The sequence below is a fragment of the Acinetobacter sp. ANC_7553 genome, assembly GCF_056779895.1.
The window spans coordinates 247,624-268,100 of the sequence record NZ_JBWYIV010000001.1 but is presented as its reverse complement, the minus strand read 5'-3'; the positions used below and the strand labels follow the sequence as shown (position 1 = coordinate 268,100).

General features: G+C 40.6%; 26 protein-coding genes. 7 read left to right on the top strand and 19 right to left on the bottom strand.

Going from position 1 to position 20,477, the window contains the following annotated elements; all coding sequences use genetic code 11:
- Nucleotides 1–52 precede the first annotated feature (52 nt).
- The 12 genes from AC1M9I_RS01350 to AC1M9I_RS01295 all read right to left on the bottom strand — a co-directional run bounded on the left by AC1M9I_RS01350 (nucleotide 53) and on the right by AC1M9I_RS01295 (nucleotide 12,591).
- Nucleotides 53–2,812 (bottom strand): transglycosylase SLT domain-containing protein, encoded by a 2,760-nt coding sequence (locus AC1M9I_RS01350; protein ID WP_481610574.1) that lies wholly within the window; start codon nucleotides 2,810–2,812, stop codon nucleotides 53–55.
- Nucleotides 2,812–4,800 carry a methyl-coenzyme M reductase gene (locus AC1M9I_RS01345; protein ID WP_481610573.1) on the bottom strand — a complete coding sequence of 663 codons (1,989 nt, stop codon included), beginning with the start codon at nucleotides 4,798–4,800 and terminating at the stop codon, nucleotides 2,812–2,814. The genes AC1M9I_RS01350 and AC1M9I_RS01345 overlap by 1 nt, the downstream gene beginning before the upstream one ends.
- Nucleotides 4,801–4,802: 2 nt before the next feature.
- Entirely contained in the window at nucleotides 4,803–5,207 is a 405-nt protein-coding gene (locus AC1M9I_RS01340; RefSeq protein WP_481610572.1) for a hypothetical protein, read from the bottom strand.
- 2 nt (nucleotides 5,208–5,209) lie between these two features.
- Entirely contained in the window at nucleotides 5,210–5,662 is a 453-nt protein-coding gene (locus AC1M9I_RS01335) for an N-acetyltransferase family protein (protein WP_481610571.1), read from the bottom strand.
- Nucleotide 5,663: 1 nt separating this feature from the next.
- On the bottom strand, nucleotides 5,664–7,700 hold the full coding sequence (locus AC1M9I_RS01330; protein ID WP_481610570.1) for a phage nozzle protein: 2,037 nt from the start codon (nucleotides 7,698–7,700) through the stop codon (nucleotides 5,664–5,666).
- Entirely contained in the window at nucleotides 7,700–8,260 is a 561-nt protein-coding gene (locus AC1M9I_RS01325; protein WP_481608513.1) for a phage connector family protein, read from the bottom strand. Before AC1M9I_RS01325 ends, AC1M9I_RS01330 begins: the two co-directional genes overlap by 1 nt.
- 105 nt (nucleotides 8,261–8,365) lie before the next feature.
- Entirely contained in the window at nucleotides 8,366–9,268 is a 903-nt protein-coding gene (locus tag AC1M9I_RS01320) for a phage capsid protein (protein WP_481610569.1), read from the bottom strand.
- A gap of 15 nt (nucleotides 9,269–9,283) precedes the next feature.
- Entirely contained in the window at nucleotides 9,284–9,925 is a 642-nt protein-coding gene (locus tag AC1M9I_RS01315; protein ID WP_481610568.1) for a hypothetical protein, read from the bottom strand.
- Complete coding sequence (locus AC1M9I_RS01310) at nucleotides 9,918–10,367, bottom strand: Bbp19 family protein (RefSeq protein ID WP_481610567.1); 450 nt, start codon at nucleotides 10,365–10,367, stop codon at nucleotides 9,918–9,920. Before AC1M9I_RS01310 ends, AC1M9I_RS01315 begins: the two co-directional genes overlap by 8 nt.
- Nucleotides 10,364–12,022 (bottom strand): portal protein, encoded by a 1,659-nt coding sequence (locus AC1M9I_RS01305; RefSeq protein ID WP_481610566.1) that lies wholly within the window; start codon nucleotides 12,020–12,022, stop codon nucleotides 10,364–10,366. Before AC1M9I_RS01305 ends, AC1M9I_RS01310 begins: the two co-directional genes overlap by 4 nt.
- Before the next feature lie 3 nt (nucleotides 12,023–12,025).
- Nucleotides 12,026–12,256, bottom strand: a complete 231-nt coding sequence (locus AC1M9I_RS01300) for a hypothetical protein (RefSeq protein WP_481610565.1) — start codon at nucleotides 12,254–12,256, stop codon at nucleotides 12,026–12,028.
- 2 nt (nucleotides 12,257–12,258) lie between these two features.
- Nucleotides 12,259–12,591: a hypothetical protein gene (locus tag AC1M9I_RS01295; RefSeq protein ID WP_481610564.1), complete on the bottom strand. Its 333-nt coding sequence runs from the start codon at nucleotides 12,589–12,591 to the stop codon at nucleotides 12,259–12,261.
- Nucleotides 12,592–12,696: 105 nt separating this feature from the next.
- Here AC1M9I_RS01295 and AC1M9I_RS01290 point away from each other — a divergent pair, with 105 nt between their 5' ends.
- Nucleotides 12,697–13,581 (top strand): DUF2971 domain-containing protein, encoded by an 885-nt coding sequence (locus tag AC1M9I_RS01290; RefSeq protein WP_481610563.1) that lies wholly within the window; start codon nucleotides 12,697–12,699, stop codon nucleotides 13,579–13,581.
- A 28-nt stretch (nucleotides 13,582–13,609) separates the two neighbouring features.
- Here AC1M9I_RS01290 and AC1M9I_RS01285 read toward each other — a convergent pair whose 3' ends face one another.
- The 7 genes from AC1M9I_RS01285 to AC1M9I_RS01255 are packed head-to-tail and all read right to left on the bottom strand — an operon-like array spanning nucleotide 13,610 to nucleotide 17,062.
- The gene (locus AC1M9I_RS01285) at nucleotides 13,610–14,038 is read right to left on the bottom strand and encodes a hypothetical protein (protein WP_481610562.1); all 429 of its coding nucleotides are present in this window, start codon (nucleotides 14,036–14,038) and stop codon (nucleotides 13,610–13,612) included.
- An 11-nt stretch (nucleotides 14,039–14,049) separates the two neighbouring features.
- The gene (locus AC1M9I_RS01280; protein WP_481610561.1) at nucleotides 14,050–14,565 is read right to left on the bottom strand and encodes a RusA family crossover junction endodeoxyribonuclease; all 516 of its coding nucleotides are present in this window, start codon (nucleotides 14,563–14,565) and stop codon (nucleotides 14,050–14,052) included.
- Entirely contained in the window at nucleotides 14,562–14,813 is a 252-nt protein-coding gene (locus AC1M9I_RS01275) for a hypothetical protein (RefSeq protein ID WP_481610560.1), read from the bottom strand. The genes AC1M9I_RS01280 and AC1M9I_RS01275 overlap by 4 nt, the downstream gene beginning before the upstream one ends.
- Nucleotides 14,810–15,553, bottom strand: a complete 744-nt coding sequence (locus AC1M9I_RS01270) for an ATP-binding protein (RefSeq protein ID WP_481608502.1) — start codon at nucleotides 15,551–15,553, stop codon at nucleotides 14,810–14,812. The genes AC1M9I_RS01275 and AC1M9I_RS01270 overlap by 4 nt, the downstream gene beginning before the upstream one ends.
- On the bottom strand, nucleotides 15,550–16,485 hold the full coding sequence (locus AC1M9I_RS01265) for a hypothetical protein (RefSeq protein WP_481610559.1): 936 nt from the start codon (nucleotides 16,483–16,485) through the stop codon (nucleotides 15,550–15,552). The genes AC1M9I_RS01270 and AC1M9I_RS01265 overlap by 4 nt, the downstream gene beginning before the upstream one ends.
- A 53-nt stretch (nucleotides 16,486–16,538) precedes the next feature.
- Nucleotides 16,539–16,856 carry a hypothetical protein gene (locus tag AC1M9I_RS01260; RefSeq protein WP_481610558.1) on the bottom strand — a complete coding sequence of 106 codons (318 nt, stop codon included), beginning with the start codon at nucleotides 16,854–16,856 and terminating at the stop codon, nucleotides 16,539–16,541.
- Between the two features lie 8 nt (nucleotides 16,857–16,864).
- Nucleotides 16,865–17,062, bottom strand: a complete 198-nt coding sequence (locus tag AC1M9I_RS01255; protein ID WP_481610557.1) for a Cro/CI family transcriptional regulator — start codon at nucleotides 17,060–17,062, stop codon at nucleotides 16,865–16,867.
- A gap of 101 nt (nucleotides 17,063–17,163) precedes the next feature.
- Between AC1M9I_RS01255 and AC1M9I_RS01250 the strand changes: the two genes are divergently transcribed.
- The 6 genes from AC1M9I_RS01250 (at nucleotide 17,164) to AC1M9I_RS01225 (ending at nucleotide 20,476) form a co-directional block, all read left to right on the top strand.
- Nucleotides 17,164–17,853, top strand: a complete 690-nt coding sequence (locus tag AC1M9I_RS01250; protein ID WP_481610556.1) for a S24 family peptidase — start codon at nucleotides 17,164–17,166, stop codon at nucleotides 17,851–17,853.
- Between the two features lie 73 nt (nucleotides 17,854–17,926).
- The gene (locus AC1M9I_RS01245) at nucleotides 17,927–18,448 is read left to right on the top strand and encodes a hypothetical protein (protein WP_481610555.1); all 522 of its coding nucleotides are present in this window, start codon (nucleotides 17,927–17,929) and stop codon (nucleotides 18,446–18,448) included.
- Between the two features lie 52 nt (nucleotides 18,449–18,500).
- A complete protein-coding gene (locus tag AC1M9I_RS01240) occupies nucleotides 18,501–18,827 on the top strand; it encodes a hypothetical protein (RefSeq protein ID WP_481610554.1) in 327 nt (108 codons plus the stop codon).
- A 362-nt stretch (nucleotides 18,828–19,189) separates the two neighbouring features.
- Complete coding sequence (locus AC1M9I_RS01235; protein WP_481610553.1) at nucleotides 19,190–19,378, top strand: hypothetical protein; 189 nt, start codon at nucleotides 19,190–19,192, stop codon at nucleotides 19,376–19,378.
- Nucleotides 19,379–19,382: 4 nt separating this feature from the next.
- On the top strand, nucleotides 19,383–19,601 hold the full coding sequence (locus tag AC1M9I_RS01230; RefSeq protein ID WP_481610552.1) for a transcriptional regulator: 219 nt from the start codon (nucleotides 19,383–19,385) through the stop codon (nucleotides 19,599–19,601).
- A complete protein-coding gene (locus tag AC1M9I_RS01225; RefSeq protein WP_481610551.1) occupies nucleotides 19,598–20,476 on the top strand; it encodes a PD-(D/E)XK nuclease-like domain-containing protein in 879 nt (292 codons plus the stop codon). Before AC1M9I_RS01230 ends, AC1M9I_RS01225 begins: the two co-directional genes overlap by 4 nt.
- The last annotated feature ends 1 nt before the right edge of the window (nucleotide 20,477 follow it).

The following is a 20,477-nucleotide window of genomic DNA, read 5'->3' as shown; positions in this document are numbered from 1 at the left end:
TCTGGTTAAATGCCTTTCGGGAGCGACCCTATCCGCTTAATGATTAAACGATTTATTCCCCAAACTGTAAAGCACAACTAATAGCCGTCTGAGTCGCTAAAGTATCTGCTTCCGCTTGTTTCGCTTCTGCTTCCAACTCATTCAGATATTCACGTAAAGTAATTGTGATTTCTTCAGCATTGCCATTTGGATCCGTTCGACTAACTGAAATAGCCTGATCAGGGTTTTGCATAATAATATCCAAAGCGGCTGATTCCTCTGGACCATCACCAAATAACGAACCTTGACGTGGATCACCCATCGATTCAATACGATCTATTTCTTTTTGAATATTCTCAGAAATGCCCTTAGCACTCCGCTTATTTTGATCAAAAACATTGAGGAAGTTTTTTGCACCAGGTGTAAGTCCATCATCAATTAACTGACCTTGATTCAAATAATCTTGTACGTTTTGACTATTCGCTTTTAAGTCGCTTAGCTTTTGCGCTGCTTGTGCTAAATCACTTGCTAAAGTGTTTTGATGCCTACCCCCTTGCTTAACCAAATCACTGAGCTGTGCAAGTTGTGGAGCGCTACGAAGCAATGCATTTAATACAGTTTTTGCATCATCATCTAAGGATTCTGCTAAACGAGTTACCAGACTGGAGTCACCATAAGCACGTTGTACTAATGCAGACTCAATACGGCGTTTACCATCTTGGTTAAGCCTACCCTCAGCAGTCATCATCGAAGCCTGTTCAGCCTTAGGTAAAGATGAAATAAAGCCTCTCACAAAATCCATTGAGCCATCTAAATTGACCGAACCATCTGCATTGAAGTTAATCATTGATGAGTCTGGCAAACGATCTACATCTGAAACAGCTCTTTCAGTCGCGCTAAATTGCGCAACATCGGATTCATTCGCTAAACGTGCAAACTGTACACGGTCAGTATCAGTTAGGCGTGTGCGCACTAAAACAGGCTTATTGATACCAGAAATATCTAACCCTTTAGATGATGCATATTCGGCAACATACTGTTGATATGCATCTGCTTTGCCTGATTCATAAGCTTTACCAATGGCTAATGTACGACCATTCCCTGATTCAACAACACCATCCATCCCAATGATCGGCGCACCATTGGATAACATTGAAGACTCGCCCAACCATTCAGGTTTTAATTCATTCGCCATTTGTTCGATCTGTTGACGTGATGCTTCACGTGTACGATCACGCGGTTGTAATTCACTTGGATAGTTTGGATTGACACCATACGCTAAATCATTAGATGCAATCAGCTCATCAAGGGATTTAACCTCATAAGCAAATTCATAGCTAGACCCATCCATGCCATAGGCAGTGGTAACATTATTACCAGTGTAATTTTTATATTTACCAGTATTGATGAAATCCTTTACACGATTGACGTAATTAATGGTTTCTTGTGCTTTAGGTTTACCATTTTTCTGCATGGCTTTACCATTTGCGAAGCCACCATTGTAGTGTGCAGCCAATACCAAAGGGTCTTTGGTTTTATACTGTTGTGACATTTCCCGAACAAGGTATAGCGCCATTTCAGTAGCATGTTCAGGATTATTAACATCCCATTTCTTTTTATAGTTACGCTCAAGACCTGCCTTAGTTTCAGGCATAATTTGCATAATCGACTGCGCACCCACTGGTGATACTTGCCAGTTATGTGACTTCTCACCTGCACGGCGAATTGAAAGTAGTAATGGTACAGCCCAATCCATATCCATTTCTTTGGCTTTTGAATGCAATATGGAATCCAAGCGTGGATCATCATAACGAATCTTGTCGTATTCGCTTGGTGCAATACGTACAGGCTTCTGCTTTTCCTCACCCTTAACTGGATGCACTACATTGACAGGTCGACCCATACGGATTGCTTCTACTGAGGCATCTAGGTTTTTTAAATGGTTGTTAGCCTGGATCGGATCGGCTGGGTTTACTGGTGCTAGTGTTTCTTCAAATTCCATTTCATTAGCGGCCAATGCTGCATGTTTTTGATCAGCAGAAATGTTTGAAACATAACGACCAGCACCAAAAAACATTGCATTGAGTAGGACATCAGTAGCAACCGATTCACCTGTGACTTCATATTTTTTTGCTTGTTTATCATAGCCCTCAGATTCGAGAGCTTGATTAGATGCATATTGACCAGCCGTAGATAAAGCCGTAGCACCCCCAATAGAAAGCAATCCATCTTTGACTAAGCCACTAGCACCCTTAAACCCATATGACATTGGCAGCACGGTTGATACTGCAGCAACTGCACCATCCGTTAATGCAACTTGAGTTGCTGTATCACTATCTACACCTTGCCGAGTAAGATCACCATATACGTGATTCGTTTCTGACAAACCTGTTACAGCTGCTGCACCACCTATGCCACCAACTGCTGCACCTAAGGTTGCTCGAGTTGCGTAATCTCCGAGACTAAACGCAATATTACCGATAGTTCCTGTATTCTCTTTATCTTCAAGATAATCAATAGATCCATATACTAGATCATCGCGCGCTTTATCCTTTTTCTCTTTATAGACTGAATATGGTTCTATAAATTCTTCAGTTCGCACATCTCTTAGAGAATGCGAAACACGGTCTGTTACAGCGTCAATTGGTGCCATGACCACTTCACCGACTTTGGCAAAACCTGCTGCAACACCACGAAACGGCGCACTCACAGCACCATCAAATAGCCCCACGTTTTTAGGTTGTTCAGTAGGATTATGCGCAATTCCTTTCGCATTTAATTCATCAATCTGACGCTGTTCTTCGCCTGAATACTCAGATAACCAATTGCTCATTACTTAGTTACTCCAATCAGGTTGATACGCCAAATTGCGCCATTTACAACTAAAGGTCTCCCACGTTCATCGATCAGGTCATATTGAATTTCACCACGTGCGGATCGTTTGTCTGAACGGCGTAAACGTAGATCTTGTAACTCACCGACACTTAGACCTGTTTGTTTAGATATGGTGTTGTAGCCTTTTTCTAAATGAGTTTCAAAGTCAGTATCTTGCATTCCATATGGTTTAGAGACTTTCCAATCAAGTTTGGACATACCATGGTTGCCAAATTTTAAACCCTGACTATAAACCCCACCTGTCGCCATACTTAGCGCCGTGTTAGCAATTTGAGTATTCACACTATTGGAATCAACATGGCGAAAGTTTTCTCGCTCAGATACGTGCGCATAAATGGATTTAAAAGCTGCAAATGTCATATTTGAAGTTTCACCTGAAACTGTAGAACCAACATATTCGTTAAATTTCTGTTTAAGCAGATTGTCACTTGGCAGAATTAACTGTTTGTTTTTGAGTGCCTGTGTACCACTTAAAATTGCTTCAGCTATATCTTCACCTTGATTTGACTTATAACCATTTAATCTCGCTATTCCTGCCATTACATATGATTTATCACCTGAACCAAGCTGCCCTAAAGCTGATCCCCACAGAGATGCACCACCCTTAACGCCTTTGGTTTGACCAATCATTTCACCAATAAAATTCAGTTTTTCGTTTACTGGCATTGCTTCAAAGGCTTTACGCACCTCTGGCAAGTCTTCTTCTGAAATTGGACGTACAGAGAGATTTGCATCTTTTAAAGCCAACTGATTCACGCCGTTATCAATCACTTTTGAAACGAATGATTTAGGATTACCACGCAATTCAGTTGGTGTAAGTGGGTGCACTTTAAGACCAGCTTCTGATACAGCTTGATTAGGATTCTTTTTGATCTTCTCAAGCTTCTCAGCATGAAGCGACTCAAACACACCTAAAATCTTTTCTTCGGTAGCTGGGTCGGCTGATGGACTATTTGCCATCTTGGCTTTTTGCTGATTGATACGCTTCAGTTGCTCAGGGGTGGATAGCCGAGTAAAGTGCTGAAAATTATTAGACTGTTGCTTGTAAAATTTAAATTCAGCTTCATGCTCAGTACCTGTTACAGCTTTTTCAACATTCAAAGAATATTCATCATCAAGCATTCGCCCGGTGAGCACTTGAGTTTTGTAGTCTCCAAAAACCTTACCAGCCATCTGAACACGTTTGTTTTCTTCAACTTCCAATTGTTTGTTGAGTGCATCAATTCGGCTTTGTACTTGAGCTTTCTTCTGCTGCGCTTGTTGTCCATCTAAATATCCGTATTTACCCTCATCTAGTTCAGTGACTAATGATTGCAAATCAGCTGTATTCTTGGTTTCTAGCGCTTTGGTAATACGACCATCAATTTCAATGAGATCCATTGATGTGTTGTAAGTACTCAAACGCTGTTGCTTAACATGCTCAGGGATATTCAAACTCGAAAGATTATTTTTTAAATATTCTGATCCTTGTTGACGTGGCATACGTGTCGCGATTTCCGTCATTCGGTCAGCAACATTTAGACCACGCTGTTCATCCGCTTTAAATTGCAATGGCAGAAAGCCAGTGCCATTACGATTGACATTACTGGTCCAATGGTTTTTTAAATCCTGACGTGCATGCTGTGGTAGATCATTTTCAATTTCTTTGAACCGCTTCTCTGACCAACCACTTAATAATTTATTGGCAACGTCTGCCTCCATCGTGCCTTTTGCCACTTCATTTTTCAACGTTGTAACTTGCTCCGATAGTTCTACCGTCAAGATATCATCGACTTTGACTTTAGCTTCTTTGGTAGCTAATTCATTTCGAGCATCAACAACGCCACCAATAGCTTGGCCTAAATTTGAAAGTCCAGAAAATGCAGGGCTTTGTCTCAATTGTGGAGTTGAATTAATACGCCCTTGAGATCGAGGAATCATCACCATAATTATTTCCACCCTGCTACACGTGCACCTGCACTAATGGCACTACTGGCTGATCTAAGCCCATAACTATTTGATTGAATACTTCCAGCTCTGCGAATGTTTGATGCGTTATTTGCTGCATCTTGAATCATGATCGAGGCGTTATATGCACCATCCGATAAAAATTCATCCTGAATTGCAGCTGCTGAACCTACATCCACATCAAGCCCATTTTCTGCCGCTGCTGCACGTGCTGAACCTGCATTATTCTTTGCCATGCGTCTTGCTTTTTCAGCTTCGACACGTGCCACAGATTGAACGGTTTTTGCATTACCTTTCGATTCAGCACGTGTTTGAACGGCGTTCATCGAGTTCTCAACACTGCTAAAAATATCGCTAATTAATCCGCCACTTTGACCACCACACATAGTTAAATATCCTTTTCCAATACATAGCCAGTGAGTTCAAAACCAAGTGATTCATAAAGTTTCACAGTTTTATCAGCATGAATGCCAGTGATGGTACCGACACTAATTCGATCAGCACCTTGCAACTCAGACCACGAAATGAAAGCTTTAATCAAGTCAGATGCTGCGCCTGATCTGCGGTACTCAGGCAAGACATATAGACCCTGCTCATAAGCCACCTTTTGCCCTGAACGCCAGTCAACATCCATTGCACCAATCAATGCACCTATAACTTCGAATTCATCATCGAGTGCGACAAAGATTGAGCCATACATATCGATAAGCTTTTCAAATACCATGGCTGTTCTTTTCGCATCAAAGCCTTGTTTCTTAAAACGTTCAGACTCTTGAGTTAGCTTTTCACCAAAATCTACTAATACTGGAACGTCACGTTCTTCTGCTGCACGTATATACATTTTATTTCTCGTTCACTGATACCAACATAGAGATACTTTGAACGTGAAACGGCAAAGGTTTGTTGTGTGTTAATTTAATTTGCAGTTCATGTAGTGGTTGCCAACCAGTTAGTGCTACTTCTGTGTAGCCTGTAAATGGCTGATTTTGAAAAGCCCATTGATCATTTCGTTTGTGCTGAAACTCATATTCATTGACATAGCCGCCAATTGATTTGTTTAGCCATACCACAACTTCATGGACCATAATTTTGTGGAACATCATGGTCGATGGTACCTGACTAAAATCAGGTGCAAGTAGATCAATCACAACCTCAAATGGCTGACCTACATAAGCGGAAGAAACATCGTCTGGATAAGTTTCACTATAGAAAAATCCATCAAATTCAGACCAGTTATACAGCGGATCGACCAACTTCTGCATATTAGAATCGAGAGTTGAATTTGTGACTAAAAATTCACAGTCACTCATTGCACTGTCTGTAATTTCTTCAAGAAAAGTACTGCCGTTTCGGTCAGTAAGCATGAAGCATTGATCAGATCCAGTACTTGTCGGCAACGCACAGATTGAAATTACATTTGCACCAAAATCATGAAGCGCCCAAGCATTCATTTCTTGATCACGATTGAGTGTGATACTTGCAACCTTGCCATCACCTAACACCATCCATACAAGGCTGTACGGCGTTTGTTGATATGTAATTTCTTTGATACCGCCGTGATTCTGTGAAATATGCGGCGCTACAGCAGAGAGTTCTGGTGAAGTAAGTCCATCCACTTCATAACGATAAGACAAAGCTCTTAAGCGCTCACCACCACGCTGGACGAATAATAGTTCACTCCCTACCAAGCATGGACGCACGTCTTTTTGAACACCATATGACGTGTGTTGATCGATTTGCGCTGATGCTGGCGTCAATGCACCTGTAGAGCTAATAAGGAATTCTGAGCCACCAGTGAGCGCTACAACGCCACCACGTTGCGCTAAATGGAGAATGTTATCTGACTGCGCAGATGATGAAGCGATACTGAAAGCATCTGAATCCTGAGTCGATTCCAAAAAGTCGCCGTCATTTCCAATCGAACTAAACCACATCTGATTTGGATTGGTTTTTGTGTTTGCAAATACCAGTCTTTGTTTGAAGAATACAACCGTCCGTGGATAACCTGTACTTGATGTAAATGCCAATGATCCCAAAGTCCAAGACTTTGCGATTGCTTGTACATCCGCATTCAACTTGACCATGACTTCACCCATAGCCACTGTAGGTGAACTGATCGATGTGATCTTGACCTGACCACCGTTGATAGAGACTACTGCACCAATATGACTTGAATTGAATACTGAAGCATCAACATTGGTCACCAATTCCCATTGTGATGCAGATTCAGCAGGTATAGCGTTTTTATTGTCGACTATCGCTCGCCATGTTTGCCCCATATAAATTACACGGTCACCAATGAGGTATTGCTCTGCACTGTTCCAAGATGGAAAAGCTGTAGCGGTCAGACTAATATTTTTACCAACATCTGTGCCTGATGGCTTCAACGCAACGTTTGGCGATGATCCTAGTTCATCTGTAGGCTGTGTCGTGAAGTTGAAAGGACTGAATTGCCAATTGGTAAAGTCTGCAGAACAAATAAATCGATAGACAGGCGTATCACCCTGCACGAAATACATGCGGTACCGAGTATGTGCAAATTGAATTTCTTTGACTTTTTGAGCAGTATCGTATGGCGTTTCTACTGACCAAACAGTTTCATTAGAACGTGGATCATACACATACAAATGACCAACTTTGAGAATGATCATGTATGCATTTTCAGAGTTTGGAATGAATGGAATTAATCTTAAGCATCCCTCCATCACACCTTCGAAACGTGTACCTGGTCTTTTCTTTGCACCGCCTTCAACCAATGGAATTGCATTGAGTAAGGTTTTAGCGCCGTTACCATACTGTTGAACATCTGTACGAGTATGTAGTAAGGGTGAAAGCTCACCACTACTGAGATTATTCTTTAATAACCACTGTCTAGCCATTAGTAACGACTCCCCACGTAGCGTGAAAACTCATATTGCAGTTCTTCACTAGGTCGCTCTTGTGCATTGATTGCACGCGCACGGCGTAATAATCGCTCATATTCCGCTAATGCTGATTGCCCAGCTGCATCACTTCCTGTATTCGGTTTGCTCAGTCTCGAAGCTAATTTAAGCGCCATAGCTTCAACCAGCATCGAATCCCATTCATCTTCATTGTCGTTATCAAAGATGTACTCGAGGTTGATTTGATTTTGGTTGGCAAGGATATGACGACCTTCGATTTCATAGCACTCTGTATTAGCACTGATGATACGAATAAAATCTCTTGGTAATGGGAACGCATGTGCATAGCCGAAGCTAGGATGTGTGGTAATTGGCGCAAGAATGGTACGTTTCTTCGCACATGACCAAGGATGATCGCGCAATATGGATTTACGTGTCTGATCGTACAGGCTTCTGCATCGTTCAGCCGTTGCAGTATTTTCGTCAAAGCCTGTAATGCCCCGATCACCAATCAAGCTAAGCGCATGATTGCAGATAGAAACTCGTGTTGTAGTCATAAAAAAGCCCTCAATTTTATTTCATATTGAGGGCTTTAGACTTTGAAAGTTTTGTGTATAAAAAAGACCTAACACCCTTGCTGAAAAGTGTTAGGCCAAAACTGATTAACGGAGGAAGTCGATAGCGATAACTGCTTCCTCAAGTGACCGTGCAGCGCCGTATGAAGCAATACCGCCTATTTGTTTGGTATTTGATTTATCCGGTCGTACTGCAATATCGAAGTTTGAAATCATGTTACGTCCAAAGTGAACTGCACGTGAAGCTGTGAAGAATGTTCGTCCTTCAGTCGCACCACCTGCGCCATCTGGTAGCTCTTCATAAGGAAGCCAGATAAAGCCACTCCATTTTTTAGCAACATCACCATCTTGAATGGATTGAATCGTGTCGCGATCCCATTTAGTCAGTTCATCATCATTCAGAATCTGTTCAAGGATTTCCGAGTTATAGATGGCGTACATTGGGCCGCGCTTGTCCATTTTTGTTTTACGCATAGTTGCACGTGCTTTTACAATCTTGGCTTTATTCATTGGTGAAGCATTTGCCAAGATGATTTGCGAGCTAGGCAACGGCGTAGGAGTATAATCCTCACCATCAGCTGTTTTACGCTGTACTGAAGCACCCAACGCTTTAATAATTGTGGAATCACGTTCTTCGTACTCAGCACCTAAACATAGCTGCATATATTCTGATGTTGGATTTGCTGAAAGCTTAGCTTCATCACGTGGATCAACTGGCACGAACAAACCAAAATCTTTCATTACAGCAAGACGTGTGCCTGCTTCTGGTACTGACCAATCTGTATCCTGGAAACGATCAGTCATTTCTTTCATTTTAAGAGCGCCTAAATCATTCACAGTGAATGTTGAGCCACCGATATTACCGCGATCCACCGCTAAGACTTGTAACGTTGATGCTGTTGTCTTAGCCTTAGTTTCAAACGCAGTATGGAACTCACGCTTAAATGCAGCTGTGATCATTCCATTATTTGTTGCGAAGTCTTGAGACATCTTCTACCCCTTAAATTATTCTGGGAATTGCTTTTGGAAATATTGGCTTACACGCGCTGCGACTGACTTATGATCAGGATGATTAGCATTGCTGTATGCTTCCGATAACATCAATTGTTCAATAGACTCACTACCGCTTTGCTGTGTGTTTGATGGCGGTAAATCTTCCTGAATTTGCTTACCAATTGCTGCAGCAAGTTTCAAAGCTCCAATCGGTGAATCCAAATCACTTGCCTGAAAACCTAAAGCTTCAATGGCTTGCTTTGCTAAATTCACATTGGCGTTAAATTCAGAGCCCCATTCTTGTTGCAATGCATCAATTTGAACGGCGTTATGCTCATCAAAAGCTTTAACCACCGCCGTGACCTGCGCATTTGTCATACCTTCTGCATGAAAAGATTTAAGAACTTCCGCGTTACCAGTTTTGAAAGCATCAAAATCAAAGCCATCAATCTCAACTGCATAGGCATCCGCTGATTCTGGTACCGCCGTAGCTGGATCTGTTTCAGTTGTTTGCTTTTCTTGTTCACCAGGATTCTGCTGTGTTGTCTCAGTACCTGGCACCGTTTGCGTTTCTGTTGCTGCAGGTGGTGTTGTAGTTTGAGTCTGTTCAGTTGTTTGTACGTTCGTTGTGTCTGTTGTTTGTGATTCATTCATTGTTTTGCTCCATATGTGCAATTTCTAATTGCTCGCTATAGCGAGGATCATTTGCTGTATTAATTCGATTGATGATGAAGTCCACGACTTCTGAGCGCCCTATACGGCGACAAGTCTCACGCTCATCATCTGTAAAGACGTTTCGTTTAAATCGGCTTGTCAGTTCTTCTAAAATTCGCTGACCATCGCTACTCATGTCGAAATGGATTCGGTAAGTCATAGACGTAGGCTTGCGAACCTGACGCCATTTGAAGTGATGACCAAGCTCATCCTTGGCTTCATTTTCATCAAGAAGCGTTTTGAACGGTTTGGAATACTCTTCATACTTGGTTTTGTAATACTCAGAATTGCGCTTGTTCTGGTCGTTTTCCTGTAGTAATTGGTAGATAACAACACCCATAACCAGTACAACAATCACAAGAAAAACGATGAATCCGATCATTGCATTGCCTCACTAACCATTTGGGCTTCTAAGCCTTTACCCATACCTTGAGCAACCGCGTCAGTCATTTGCTGAGCCATAACTGCTTGTTGCTCCTGTGCTTGGGCTTGTTGCTGCTGTTTGGCTTTTTCTTCTCGATATGCTTCAAGTTTTTCAGTCGTGCGCATGATTGATGTCGGTACACCTAAACCTGCTGCCAATACATGCGGAATTGCATCTGTATCGATGTTGTCCAATGCATTTGGATCTACTTCAATGATTGATCCTAAAGACATCATCAAGCGCTCAATACTTGATACTTCTTCGAGCTTTTGAGCACGTGCCAAAGGTGAGATAAATTTGAAAGAAAGATTACGCTCGACAAGTTCTTCAGGAGCTTCACCAAGCACACCAGCACGATAAGCAAGCCCAAATGAACGCTCTAATAGTGGAACTAGTAGTTCAGCTTGTGCACGACCATATAACGGACCTAACTGCTGTCGAATCATGTCTACACGCGCATAGATTTCAGCTGCAGTTGGCGGTGTGTTGTAGTGTTGAGTCAGACCATCAGCCAATAATTTACGGCGAATACCTGATTGGATTTTTTCTAAAAGACCATCCCCAACCACGAAGCCTTTTCCTGAATCTAAGCGCTTCAATGAATCAGTACTGTTCGCTGTAATGATTTTCCCACCACCTAAACGCACTGTACGAGGATTTAGAATGCTGTCATCCTCAGCAACCCACATACCAAGAATATCAATCTCAGCACTGCGTAGCGTATCTCTGATCAATGTATTGGCTGTCTTTGCATCAGGTAGTGCAGTTGACATGATGCCAACGCCGTAAACCGAACCAGGTATTTTTCTAAAACGTGGTACCGCACATGGGAACTCGTAATAGCCTGATTCTTTCAGCATGTGCTTACTATCGACTTCTAAGTGATATGACGCAAAAGGCATATTCTTTGGAAGCAATGGACGACCATCTAACGGCGTTTTAACGTCACGTGGCTGAATCACGTGCAGTAATTTAAATCGATCATCTGGACGATTTTGGAATGCATCAAGCACTGCTTTACTGACCTTGTGCTCCCCAAACTCGCTCACGATCTGTGCTGCTGTTTTGGTGTATTCACGGAAGATGGTATCAATCAAACCATCTGATCGAGTCGATGCAATAAAGCACTCACCAATAGGCCATCCTTGGAATACGAAGCCACCGCCTTTCTTACGATCAATGTCTTGATACATGACACACCAACCAGCAATCGCGAAGTCAATCATCACGTCAAAGATTTCAGAGTCGTAATTTGCGCCGTGGATGTTACGGAAAATGAACTGTGCAACCTGCTCTAACCAGTGCTCACCCTCGGTTAATTCGGCTGGATCATCCATACCATCGGGTACAGCCTTAAACCAAATTGCATTCGCTGGCGTGGTACCGCTTATCAAATTCGACACAAATGTTTGAATCGAATCTGCAGCAGTTGAATCTAGCAAATCAGCACGTTGTTTCTCACGTGTGCCAGTTAGATCACCGCCACCGCTAAAACATTGTTGGCGTTCAGGTGCACCAAACTTGTAACACTCAGTCCAATGCGACTCGAACTTGGAACGCTCAGAGCGCATTTCTCCAAATCTTTTGCATAGCTGTTTTGCTAGTTCACTCATGCCTTAACCGCCTAATGTTGTTTTCTTTTCGTTTTCTTCTGCTGAAGCAAGCACATCAGAGGCTTTACGTTTCTTACGTTGCGCCTTAGCATCGTTCTCAGCCAATTGCGCTTCTTTTTTCGCTTGTGCTTCTGCTGCTTGAGCATCGAACCCTTTTTCAGCTTTTTTGAATCCTGTAAGACCAATCGCGTCCATAGTTGATCCAAATAATTTCCCTACTGCTCCACCACACATGATTAGATTTCCTTTTGCTCTAAGCCGTGTTTACCTTGAACCCAACGTGTTTTCTTTTTCGCTTCGATACCACCAGCTTTAAGCAATTGGTCGAGCTTTGATTCGATACGTTTTTGGTTTTCAAGAATGAGGTCTAGACGTGCGTCATCGACTTGAATTGATTCAGGTGTACTTTGAGCTTCGGTAGATACATCAATTTGAATTGACTCAGGCTCAGTCGATATTTCATTGGAGAGATCTTCGCCGTGAGGATTTGATTCATTCGCACCGATTGGTGTTTCATCTATCGCAGGTTGTGCACCTGGTGTTTGGAGTTTTCTTTTTTGAGTGGTCATTAAAAAGCCCTATTCATTTGTTGGTGAATAGGGCTACTGTGAGGCTATATATGTTCAGGTTGGTTGAGTATAATTAAGCCCTTAAATTATAAACATAGATTAAATATGGACAAAACTTACACTGTAGAAGTCATGAAGAGAATCTTACATGAGCGTTTATCAACATTAATTCAGGATGATGAATATTATTATTTTTATAAATATTTGTCTTTTGATTCGGACTTAAACGTTCTTAACACATTTAAAAATGTTACTTTAAAATACACCAAACCGAAAAATTACAATGATCCTTTTGATTGTTATTTTACTGTAGATTTAGATGATAGTGGGTTTAACAAAAAAAATATTGAAGCGGAAATGGGGTTTACTATACCTCCCAAAAAGTGGTTCAGTAATAAAAATAAATATCTTAATTTATATAAAAAATTTTATATAGAAAGATTTGTAAATGATTATCGAGATTGCATTTCAGTTACTTGTTTTACTAGTACACCTCTAGATATACTGATGTGGTCTCACTACGCTAGCAATCACTCCGGATTTGCTTTAGAGTTTAAAATACCTAAAAACAAATATTTAGCTAAAACAACAAATATTCCTTTACCAGTTATTTACACTGATAAATATCCAAAAATTAAACTCAGTTGGCGTTCTAATGATATTAATTTGGAAAATCCTGACCATCAAATGGATCTATACACAAAAATGGTGTTAACTAAAGCTGATTGCTGGTCATATGAAAATGAATTTCGAATAATTTCTTATAATCATAATCAACATAATGAATTAATATTATTACCTTTCGAAGCAACTACGCTTTCAAGCGTAATATTGGGCGCTAGAGTGGATAAAGAAAATCATTTAAAAAGAATCCACTCTTCAGTAAAAGAATTTAATAAAGATAATAATACGGATGTCAAAATTTATGAAATTGAAATGGTTAGAGGGAAATATGAGTTATATATCCCTAAACACCCAATGCTTTCATAGTGAACAAAAGAGGATCCAGATATGACGATTATTTTCTTATCTCCCGATCCAACTCATCAATCACTTGGTCACATAGACCGCCGTCTTCAAAAATATCTAACTGACCTAACTTGTATTGGTAGGTCTGCCATTCCCCTTCACGTGGATATCGCTCAATCCCTGTTTCCGTTTGCCACAGCTCGATAAAAGCTGCGCCGTTGTCATAGTTAGGGATTCCACCTCTCGCCCATTCAGAGACTGTAGAAGCACCAGAGACAGGCAAAATGAATGCGATCTTTTCATGCGTCCAACCAAAGTGATTGCACAAATCCAAAATCATACGGTTGAAGTCTGGACGCTTGTATCCACGCTGTTTAACGCGAAATTCTTTAACCGTCTTTTTGTTTTTTTGATTAATAAAACGCGCGCGCGCGCGAGGATCAGTGGCAAACGCTACAGAATCAACCGTCATATCCATATTTATTCCCCTTAAAGTTCCCAGACTTTCAAACGAATTAAGCCACCCTTAACGACACTTCCACGCTTGACATGAAGTTCATCGAACTGCTCATCGTCTTCACAAAAACCACACTTCACTAAAGAATCGATAGTTGCTTTCAAATGGTTATCGATATCTCGTTTCTGATTGGTTGGAAAATGAAACGTCACTTCTAATTTCAAACGTGTGGAAAGTCTTAATGCTGGGATGAGTGCATTGACTACGGCGTGAAACTGACGCGCCTTATCGCTCAATTTCATGCCTTTGCCGTTACGTTCCCAGTAGTGGTTCACACTTGGTGGTGTTGCAGCGATTTCGCAAAATAAAACCTGGTTATCGTCATAGTTCGTATTTCGCTCTAATTTCGCTTGTGTTGCGTTTTTCTTAGCCTGCTGTACCTTTGCTTGATTTTCTTGTTTAAGACGCTCACGCGCTAATCCTGATCGATTCTGATGCGCTTTCAAGTGCGCTTGTAACTGTTGTTCGCTCCATCGAAGTGTTGTCATAAGCCCACTCCAAATGTTTGTTTCGCTTTCAGTATTGGCACAAACCCTTGTGGTTGTTTGCAATCACCTTGAACATATCCATGTTTCTGCAATGAATTTAAATACCTTTGGACTGTTCTAGGACTTACTTCGGTTACGACATTTTCCATAATGTCTCGAACATAGGTTTTGTTAGGTCTACATGTGATGAAAAGTAAAATTTCAATCGTAAGTTCAAACATGTAGCCGTGAGACTGAGTAATGCTCATACAGCACCTCCCAAACGATGGTCATTCCAACCGCATTCGATAATGGTCAAAACGCCTTGTTGGAAACGTGACCAGAGTCGATCTCCAAGATCTTTTTTCAATTCACTCAATGGCATGTTCGATATCAGCATAGTCGGCTTCAATCGGTCATATCGTGCATACAAAACTTTGTGAACTAACTCACGGCGCTTATCTCGATCATGCAATCCATACTCATCAATGATCAGCAAGTCATACTGCGAAAACTCATAAATCACCGACTTTTCAGTTTCATTCGGAGCATCCCATGCATCCATGATCTTTTGTGCTAAGTCTTCACTGGTGATATAGCGTGTGTATTTACCCTTCTTGAGCAATGTTTTTGCGGTTGCACAGCTCAGATGTGTTTTACCAGTACCTGTACGACCTGCCATGATCAGGTTGTTTTTATCGCCGTTCAGAATGCTTTTCGCATAATTCACAGTTTTGTCTAACGCATACTTGTGACCTTCATGCTCGACCAGATAGTTTTTAAAACCTGATTCAGCGTGACGTTCTGGAAGCATTGCACCAGTCATGTGCTTAACTCGAACCATCTCGTCTACTGATTTTTGATGGTTAGCGTTTGAGTTATTCACTGATTCCACTGCGCATTTCGGGCATGTTGTAAATGGACCTGCTTTGACCATTGCAACGTTGTGGATCTGACAAACTTGAGCAACGGTGTTGAGATCAAAATTGATTGATGACATCGCATTCATAGAAAATCCTCCGGAATGTCTACAGGTGCAGAAACTGGCTGATACTCAGCTTTTTCCCATGCTGCATTCACTTCAAGATTAGTTTTCGATTTTTGAGATTGTTTCGCCTTGCGTTGTTGAAAAGCCTGTTCCTCTGCATCGGTTTTAAGGTTTTTCATGAATGTGGTTAACCAGATCGACATCCACTTTTGAGGCGTATGTTTCCCCTTGTCTAATGACCATTGCGCCATGGTCTCGAGATTTTTATAAATTCGATCAACTGAGTGATTTGGAAAGTTGGTTCTTGCCTGGTCTTGAAAATCGACTTGTGCTGGATATTTTTTGCAAAGGTCTTTGAAAGAAATGAAGTTGCTGTCTTCAGGATGATATTCAACGAAATTCAATGGGCGATTTTGAGCCGTGAATTTCTTTTTATCTTTTTCTAAAGGTTCTATAAGGTTATCTATTGTGTGTTCGGTTTCCGAACTAGTTATTGGTTTGGTAATCGAACTAGTACGGTTCACTTTCCGAACTGGTTCGGTAATCGAACTAGTCTTGTTAGTGAACTGATCTTTTAGGGATATCTCATTTAAAACGTATTTTTTTACGCCCCTTGAACCAGCACCAGCAATTGAAACAACCTTGAGTTTTAATAGCTCTTCTATGCCATTTCTGACAGTTTCACGACTTAATTTACGTGCACCTGGTAAGTCGCCACCCTGTAACTGTGAATAACTAACAAAATCAGATTCTTTGTTGTGACCGTTAATGCGATTTTCTAATTCCGCATATACGTTTCGTGCCGCATCACTAAGAAATGGCCACACTTCTTTTCGATACAAGCGACTAGACATCACATAGCCCTGTTCGAACTTTTTGCTATACATGTTTAATCCAGCCTCTTGTTTCGGCTGTGAAGGTTTTTTAAATGGAATAACTTGCGCTGTATTCATTCTTCACAACCTCCCTATTACGTGTTAAATTCAACATTGGTTATCAACCTCGTTTACTTTTCGGAGTGAACGGCTAAAAGGCTCAACTGGTCGCACAGTTGGGCTTTTTTTATGCCTATATTTTTTGGAGTTACATCTCGGATCGGATGTGGTACCAATTCCAAACAGAATGTATTCGCTGTATTCGTGGACAGGTTTAGTTCGTCAGATAAAAATGAGACATAACTTTCAACTTGTGAAATATCAGCAATGATTAATGCTCTTACATATTCAGAAAATGTTTGGTTTCTTGTCCTTCCTATAGCTGTTGCTTTTTTCTTTTCAGTGTCGGTACATCTAAAAGTTCCGAGCTCATTTAGTTTTTCGGACATAAACACCCCTAAGCATTCGCAGGTAAAGGAGAGATATTTGCTTTCAACTTTCCTTTCGTTAGAACCTGAATTCTTGCCTGAGTATCAGAGGGAATCCCTTTATGTCGCCATTTACTAATTGTTCCTCTAGTTACGCCCAGAACTGTTTTTGTTAAGTGAATGTCTTTTTCAACGCCGAAGTGGTTTTTTAAATCGTCAACGGTCATGTTTACCTCAATAAACTAATAGTTTCCATTAGTAAACCACAAGTTTCCGCATTCTTCAATGCATTTGTTTACTATGGGAAACATAGAGCGGAGAGTTTTTTATGAGTCCAATCAGAGATCGAATAATTCAAAGAATGACTGATCTGAAGCTCAGACAAGTTGATTTGATGGATGCAACAGGTGCAACTAAGGGCGCTGTGTCAAAGTGGGTTTCAGGTACAAATGTACCGAGTACTGAATTTATGCCAGCGCTCGCGAAAATTTTAAGAACTTCTGAAAGTTGGCTTTTAACAGGAAATCAAACACCACACTTAACAAAAATTGAGCCGTGGGATAGTCACACTCCGCTAGAAGATGATGAAATTGAAATTCCATTTTTCAAGGATTTCTCTTTTGCATGTGGTAGTGGCTCTATTAGTGAGGCAATAGCTAATGAGACACGAAAATTACGCATGTCCAAAGCAACACTGCGAAACCTCTCGATTGCAAAAGATAATGCAGTAGCAGCTACAGCTACGGGCGACTCAATGAGTCCAACAATTAAAGATGGCGATACAATCCATGTTGATTTAGGCCGAAAAAATATTAAAGACGGCAAAATTTTTGCTATCTGTCTCGGTGGTCTGTTTTATTGCAAACGCTTGTACAACTTGCCATTGGGTGGGGTTCGCATTGTTTCAGATAACTCTGCTGAATTTCCAGAAATACAGTTAAGTGCCCAAGAAATAATTGATCAACAGTTAGAGATTATTGGTTGGGTTTGGCAAATATCTAGTTTAGAAAGCTGGTAATTTTACAATATTAAAATAATTTGAACTCATGATTGGCTGTATTAAAAAATTTAGATAAATACATGGTGGTAAGATGAGCTATATATTTTTATGGGCTATGAAAACTGAAAAATACTATGGAAGAGCTAGTAGATACATCACATCAGAATTAAATAAAATCAATGATTTAAAATTATATTACAATGAAAACCATAAAGTTCATGATATAGATTCTTATGAGCGCAACCTTAAATACTACTTGGATAAGCTGGAAAGCAGGTCTGATTGGATTAGAGGGATATTAATATTCATCTCACTTATTACATTGATGCAATTTATAGGTGTTATTTACGCAGCGTTTGATCAGAAGTATCTTAGTTCAAGCCAAACAAATCTACTTGTAACCTCTTTCATAATATTTCTATCTAGTTCATTTTACCTATTATGGGAATACAAAAATTTCCAAAAAAATAAATACGAAGCCCTAAAATTATTCCTAATGGTAAGACAACACAATTTTAAAAAAATACGTGATGAACACGAGGCTAAATTGAATCCAAAACAAAAATATGAAAAAGGAAGCCCTATGGACTACCTATTTGGGGATGATGACTAAAATTTTTAAAAGCCGCAACCCGAGCGGCTCTTGGATCGGGTGGAGAAGAACGATGAAGGATAAATTTCTACAAGCCATAGATAATAAACAAAAGATAAAAGTAACCTTTTATTCTAAAGATGATGGCCATGAGATTGAGCGCATATGTGCTCCAATGGACTTTGGCCCAAGCAGAAGATTTAAAGATGGGATTGATAGATACCATTTGTGGGATTATTTTCCAGACCAGGGAAAAAAACCCCACCCCATCCCACTTGAACCAAGATTTTTAAGAAATATTGTTGTGCTTGATGAGTTTTTCAATCCTGGTGACTTTATTACTTGGAATGTAAGTACTTCTCCTTGGCACTATCCAAGAGATTGGGGTCAATATTCATAATTCTATCTAATAACCAAAAACACTGCTCTTGGGTCAATTCAATAGCGTCATTTTCATCTGGATTCGGCCCATTAAAAGACAAATTCCAAACCGTTCCTTCTGTTTCAATGGACTCAATAACCAATGGCGGTGATGAATTTTTTATTGTTCCTGTCATCTTAACAAACTCCAAACAACCCATCCCTGTGATGGGTTTTCTTTTGTCTATTAAAACATAAAGTTTCCTAATTGAAAATATTTTGTTTCCTTGCATAAACTTTGTGTTGACTTAAAAGTTTCCTTTGGTAAACTAAATCTCGTACCCAATAAAAAAGCGGCAATGATTTCGAAGGCATGCCGCTTTGCAATTAAGCGAGATAAGTATGAACCAAATAAAACCAAATAGTCAAACGTCTAAACGTTTGCGCCAACACCCTACCGATGCAGAAATGACGACACCTCGTCTTGCATATATCCGCGCCAATATAAAAGAGTTCTCAGTATTTGCTGTAATGGCTGTGCTCTGCTGGTTTGTAGTGAGAGCTTTCATCTATTCAGTGTGGGGGGCGTGAAGTAATGACAATTCTAGAAATCCATCCTGAAAACCCAATTCGGGTAAGCTTCCCCACAGCCTGCAAACTGCTTGATGTGACCCGCGAATCACTTCGCCACACTATTCGCAAGGATCCAACGTTTCCGCGCCCAATCAAAATGGGGACCACGAAACAAGCTCCTCTATATTTTGATTATGCCGAACTAGTTGCTTGGCACAACAGTAAGAGGGTGAGCCCATGAACGCATACACTCAACTACCACAGGCAAAGCTCATTGAAAAAATGAGCAACGATGAATATCACGCTCGTTCTGAATTTAGTTCAAGCCAGCTCAAAGATATTTTACGTTCAAGTGCTCATTTCTATTCAAAAAACATTTTGAAAGAAGTTGAGCGTGAATCTAAATCAGCAATGGATTTTGGCACATTGGCTCACACCCTATTCTTAGAGCCTGAGCAATTCGAAAATGAGTTTGTGATTGCGCCTAAATTTGATCGTAGAACGAAAGATGGTAAAGCCCAAGCATTGGCATTTGAAGAAGCTAATCAAGGGAAAATTCTAGTAGATCAGGAACAAGTGGATGGAGCACATCGGATAGTAGCGAATCTTAAAAAACTCAGTTCATACGCTGACATGCAGAAACACTATGGAATGCCAGAAGCAAGCATCTTTTTTGTAGATCCTGAGTTTGGTTTAGAACTTCGTATCCGTCCTGACTGGCACATTGCACCGTGCAAGGCTTTTCCGTATGGATTGATTTTGGACCTCAAAACAACGACTGATGCACGTCCTCACAGCTTTTCTAAGAAATGTTCTGACTTTGGATATGACTTAAGCGCAGCTATGTACCGTGAAGGATTTCAACAGTACTACCAAACTGATGAGAAACCGCATTTTTTATTGCTTGTAGCTGAAAGCTCAATCCCTTTCAACGTTAAGCAATACAAAGCTTCTGACCTATTTTTAAGTGTTGGTGAAGTTAGGTACCGCAAATCTAAAGAATTACTTGCTGAATCACTATTGATCAATGAGTGGGATGGCTACTCGACTGATCTTGAAGAACTGTTTTTACCGTCATACATGACAAAACAAGCTTTAGAAAACGATTTTAACTAAT

Bases quoted from the DNA above. Each gene is read 5' to 3' on its own strand.
- AC1M9I_RS01350 (WP_481610574.1), bottom strand. From the start codon at position 2,812: ATGAGCAATTGGTTATCTGAGTATTCAGGCGAAGAACAGCGTCAGATT.
- AC1M9I_RS01345 (WP_481610573.1), bottom strand. From the start codon at position 4,800: ATGGTGATGATTCCTCGATCTCAAGGGCGTATTAATTCAACTCCACAA.
- AC1M9I_RS01340 (WP_481610572.1), bottom strand. From the start codon at position 5,207: ATGTGTGGTGGTCAAAGTGGCGGATTAATTAGCGATATTTTTAGCAGT.
- AC1M9I_RS01335 (WP_481610571.1), bottom strand. From the start codon at position 5,662: ATGTATATACGTGCAGCAGAAGAACGTGACGTTCCAGTATTAGTAGAT.
- AC1M9I_RS01330 (WP_481610570.1), bottom strand. From the start codon at position 7,700: ATGGCTAGACAGTGGTTATTAAAGAATAATCTCAGTAGTGGTGAGCTT.
- AC1M9I_RS01325 (WP_481608513.1), bottom strand. From the start codon at position 8,260: ATGACTACAACACGAGTTTCTATCTGCAATCATGCGCTTAGCTTGATT.
- AC1M9I_RS01320 (WP_481610569.1), bottom strand. From the start codon at position 9,268: ATGTCTCAAGACTTCGCAACAAATAATGGAATGATCACAGCTGCATTT.
- AC1M9I_RS01315 (WP_481610568.1), bottom strand. From the start codon at position 9,925: ATGAATGAATCACAAACAACAGACACAACGAACGTACAAACAACTGAA.
- AC1M9I_RS01310 (WP_481610567.1), bottom strand. From the start codon at position 10,367: ATGATCGGATTCATCGTTTTTCTTGTGATTGTTGTACTGGTTATGGGT.
- AC1M9I_RS01305 (WP_481610566.1), bottom strand. From the start codon at position 12,022: ATGAGTGAACTAGCAAAACAGCTATGCAAAAGATTTGGAGAAATGCGC.
- AC1M9I_RS01300 (WP_481610565.1), bottom strand. From the start codon at position 12,256: ATGTGTGGTGGAGCAGTAGGGAAATTATTTGGATCAACTATGGACGCG.
- AC1M9I_RS01295 (WP_481610564.1), bottom strand. From the start codon at position 12,591: ATGACCACTCAAAAAAGAAAACTCCAAACACCAGGTGCACAACCTGCG.
- AC1M9I_RS01290 (WP_481610563.1), top strand. From the start codon at position 12,697: ATGGACAAAACTTACACTGTAGAAGTCATGAAGAGAATCTTACATGAG.
- AC1M9I_RS01285 (WP_481610562.1), bottom strand. From the start codon at position 14,038: ATGGATATGACGGTTGATTCTGTAGCGTTTGCCACTGATCCTCGCGCG.
- AC1M9I_RS01280 (WP_481610561.1), bottom strand. From the start codon at position 14,565: ATGACAACACTTCGATGGAGCGAACAACAGTTACAAGCGCACTTGAAA.
- AC1M9I_RS01275 (WP_481610560.1), bottom strand. From the start codon at position 14,813: ATGAGCATTACTCAGTCTCACGGCTACATGTTTGAACTTACGATTGAA.
- AC1M9I_RS01270 (WP_481608502.1), bottom strand. From the start codon at position 15,553: ATGAATGCGATGTCATCAATCAATTTTGATCTCAACACCGTTGCTCAA.
- AC1M9I_RS01265 (WP_481610559.1), bottom strand. From the start codon at position 16,485: ATGAATACAGCGCAAGTTATTCCATTTAAAAAACCTTCACAGCCGAAA.
- AC1M9I_RS01260 (WP_481610558.1), bottom strand. From the start codon at position 16,856: ATGTCCGAAAAACTAAATGAGCTCGGAACTTTTAGATGTACCGACACT.
- AC1M9I_RS01255 (WP_481610557.1), bottom strand. From the start codon at position 17,062: ATGACCGTTGACGATTTAAAAAACCACTTCGGCGTTGAAAAAGACATT.
- AC1M9I_RS01250 (WP_481610556.1), top strand. From the start codon at position 17,164: ATGAGTCCAATCAGAGATCGAATAATTCAAAGAATGACTGATCTGAAG.
- AC1M9I_RS01245 (WP_481610555.1), top strand. From the start codon at position 17,927: ATGAGCTATATATTTTTATGGGCTATGAAAACTGAAAAATACTATGGA.
- AC1M9I_RS01240 (WP_481610554.1), top strand. From the start codon at position 18,501: ATGAAGGATAAATTTCTACAAGCCATAGATAATAAACAAAAGATAAAA.
- AC1M9I_RS01235 (WP_481610553.1), top strand. From the start codon at position 19,190: ATGAACCAAATAAAACCAAATAGTCAAACGTCTAAACGTTTGCGCCAA.
- AC1M9I_RS01230 (WP_481610552.1), top strand. From the start codon at position 19,383: ATGACAATTCTAGAAATCCATCCTGAAAACCCAATTCGGGTAAGCTTC.
- AC1M9I_RS01225 (WP_481610551.1), top strand. From the start codon at position 19,598: ATGAACGCATACACTCAACTACCACAGGCAAAGCTCATTGAAAAAATG.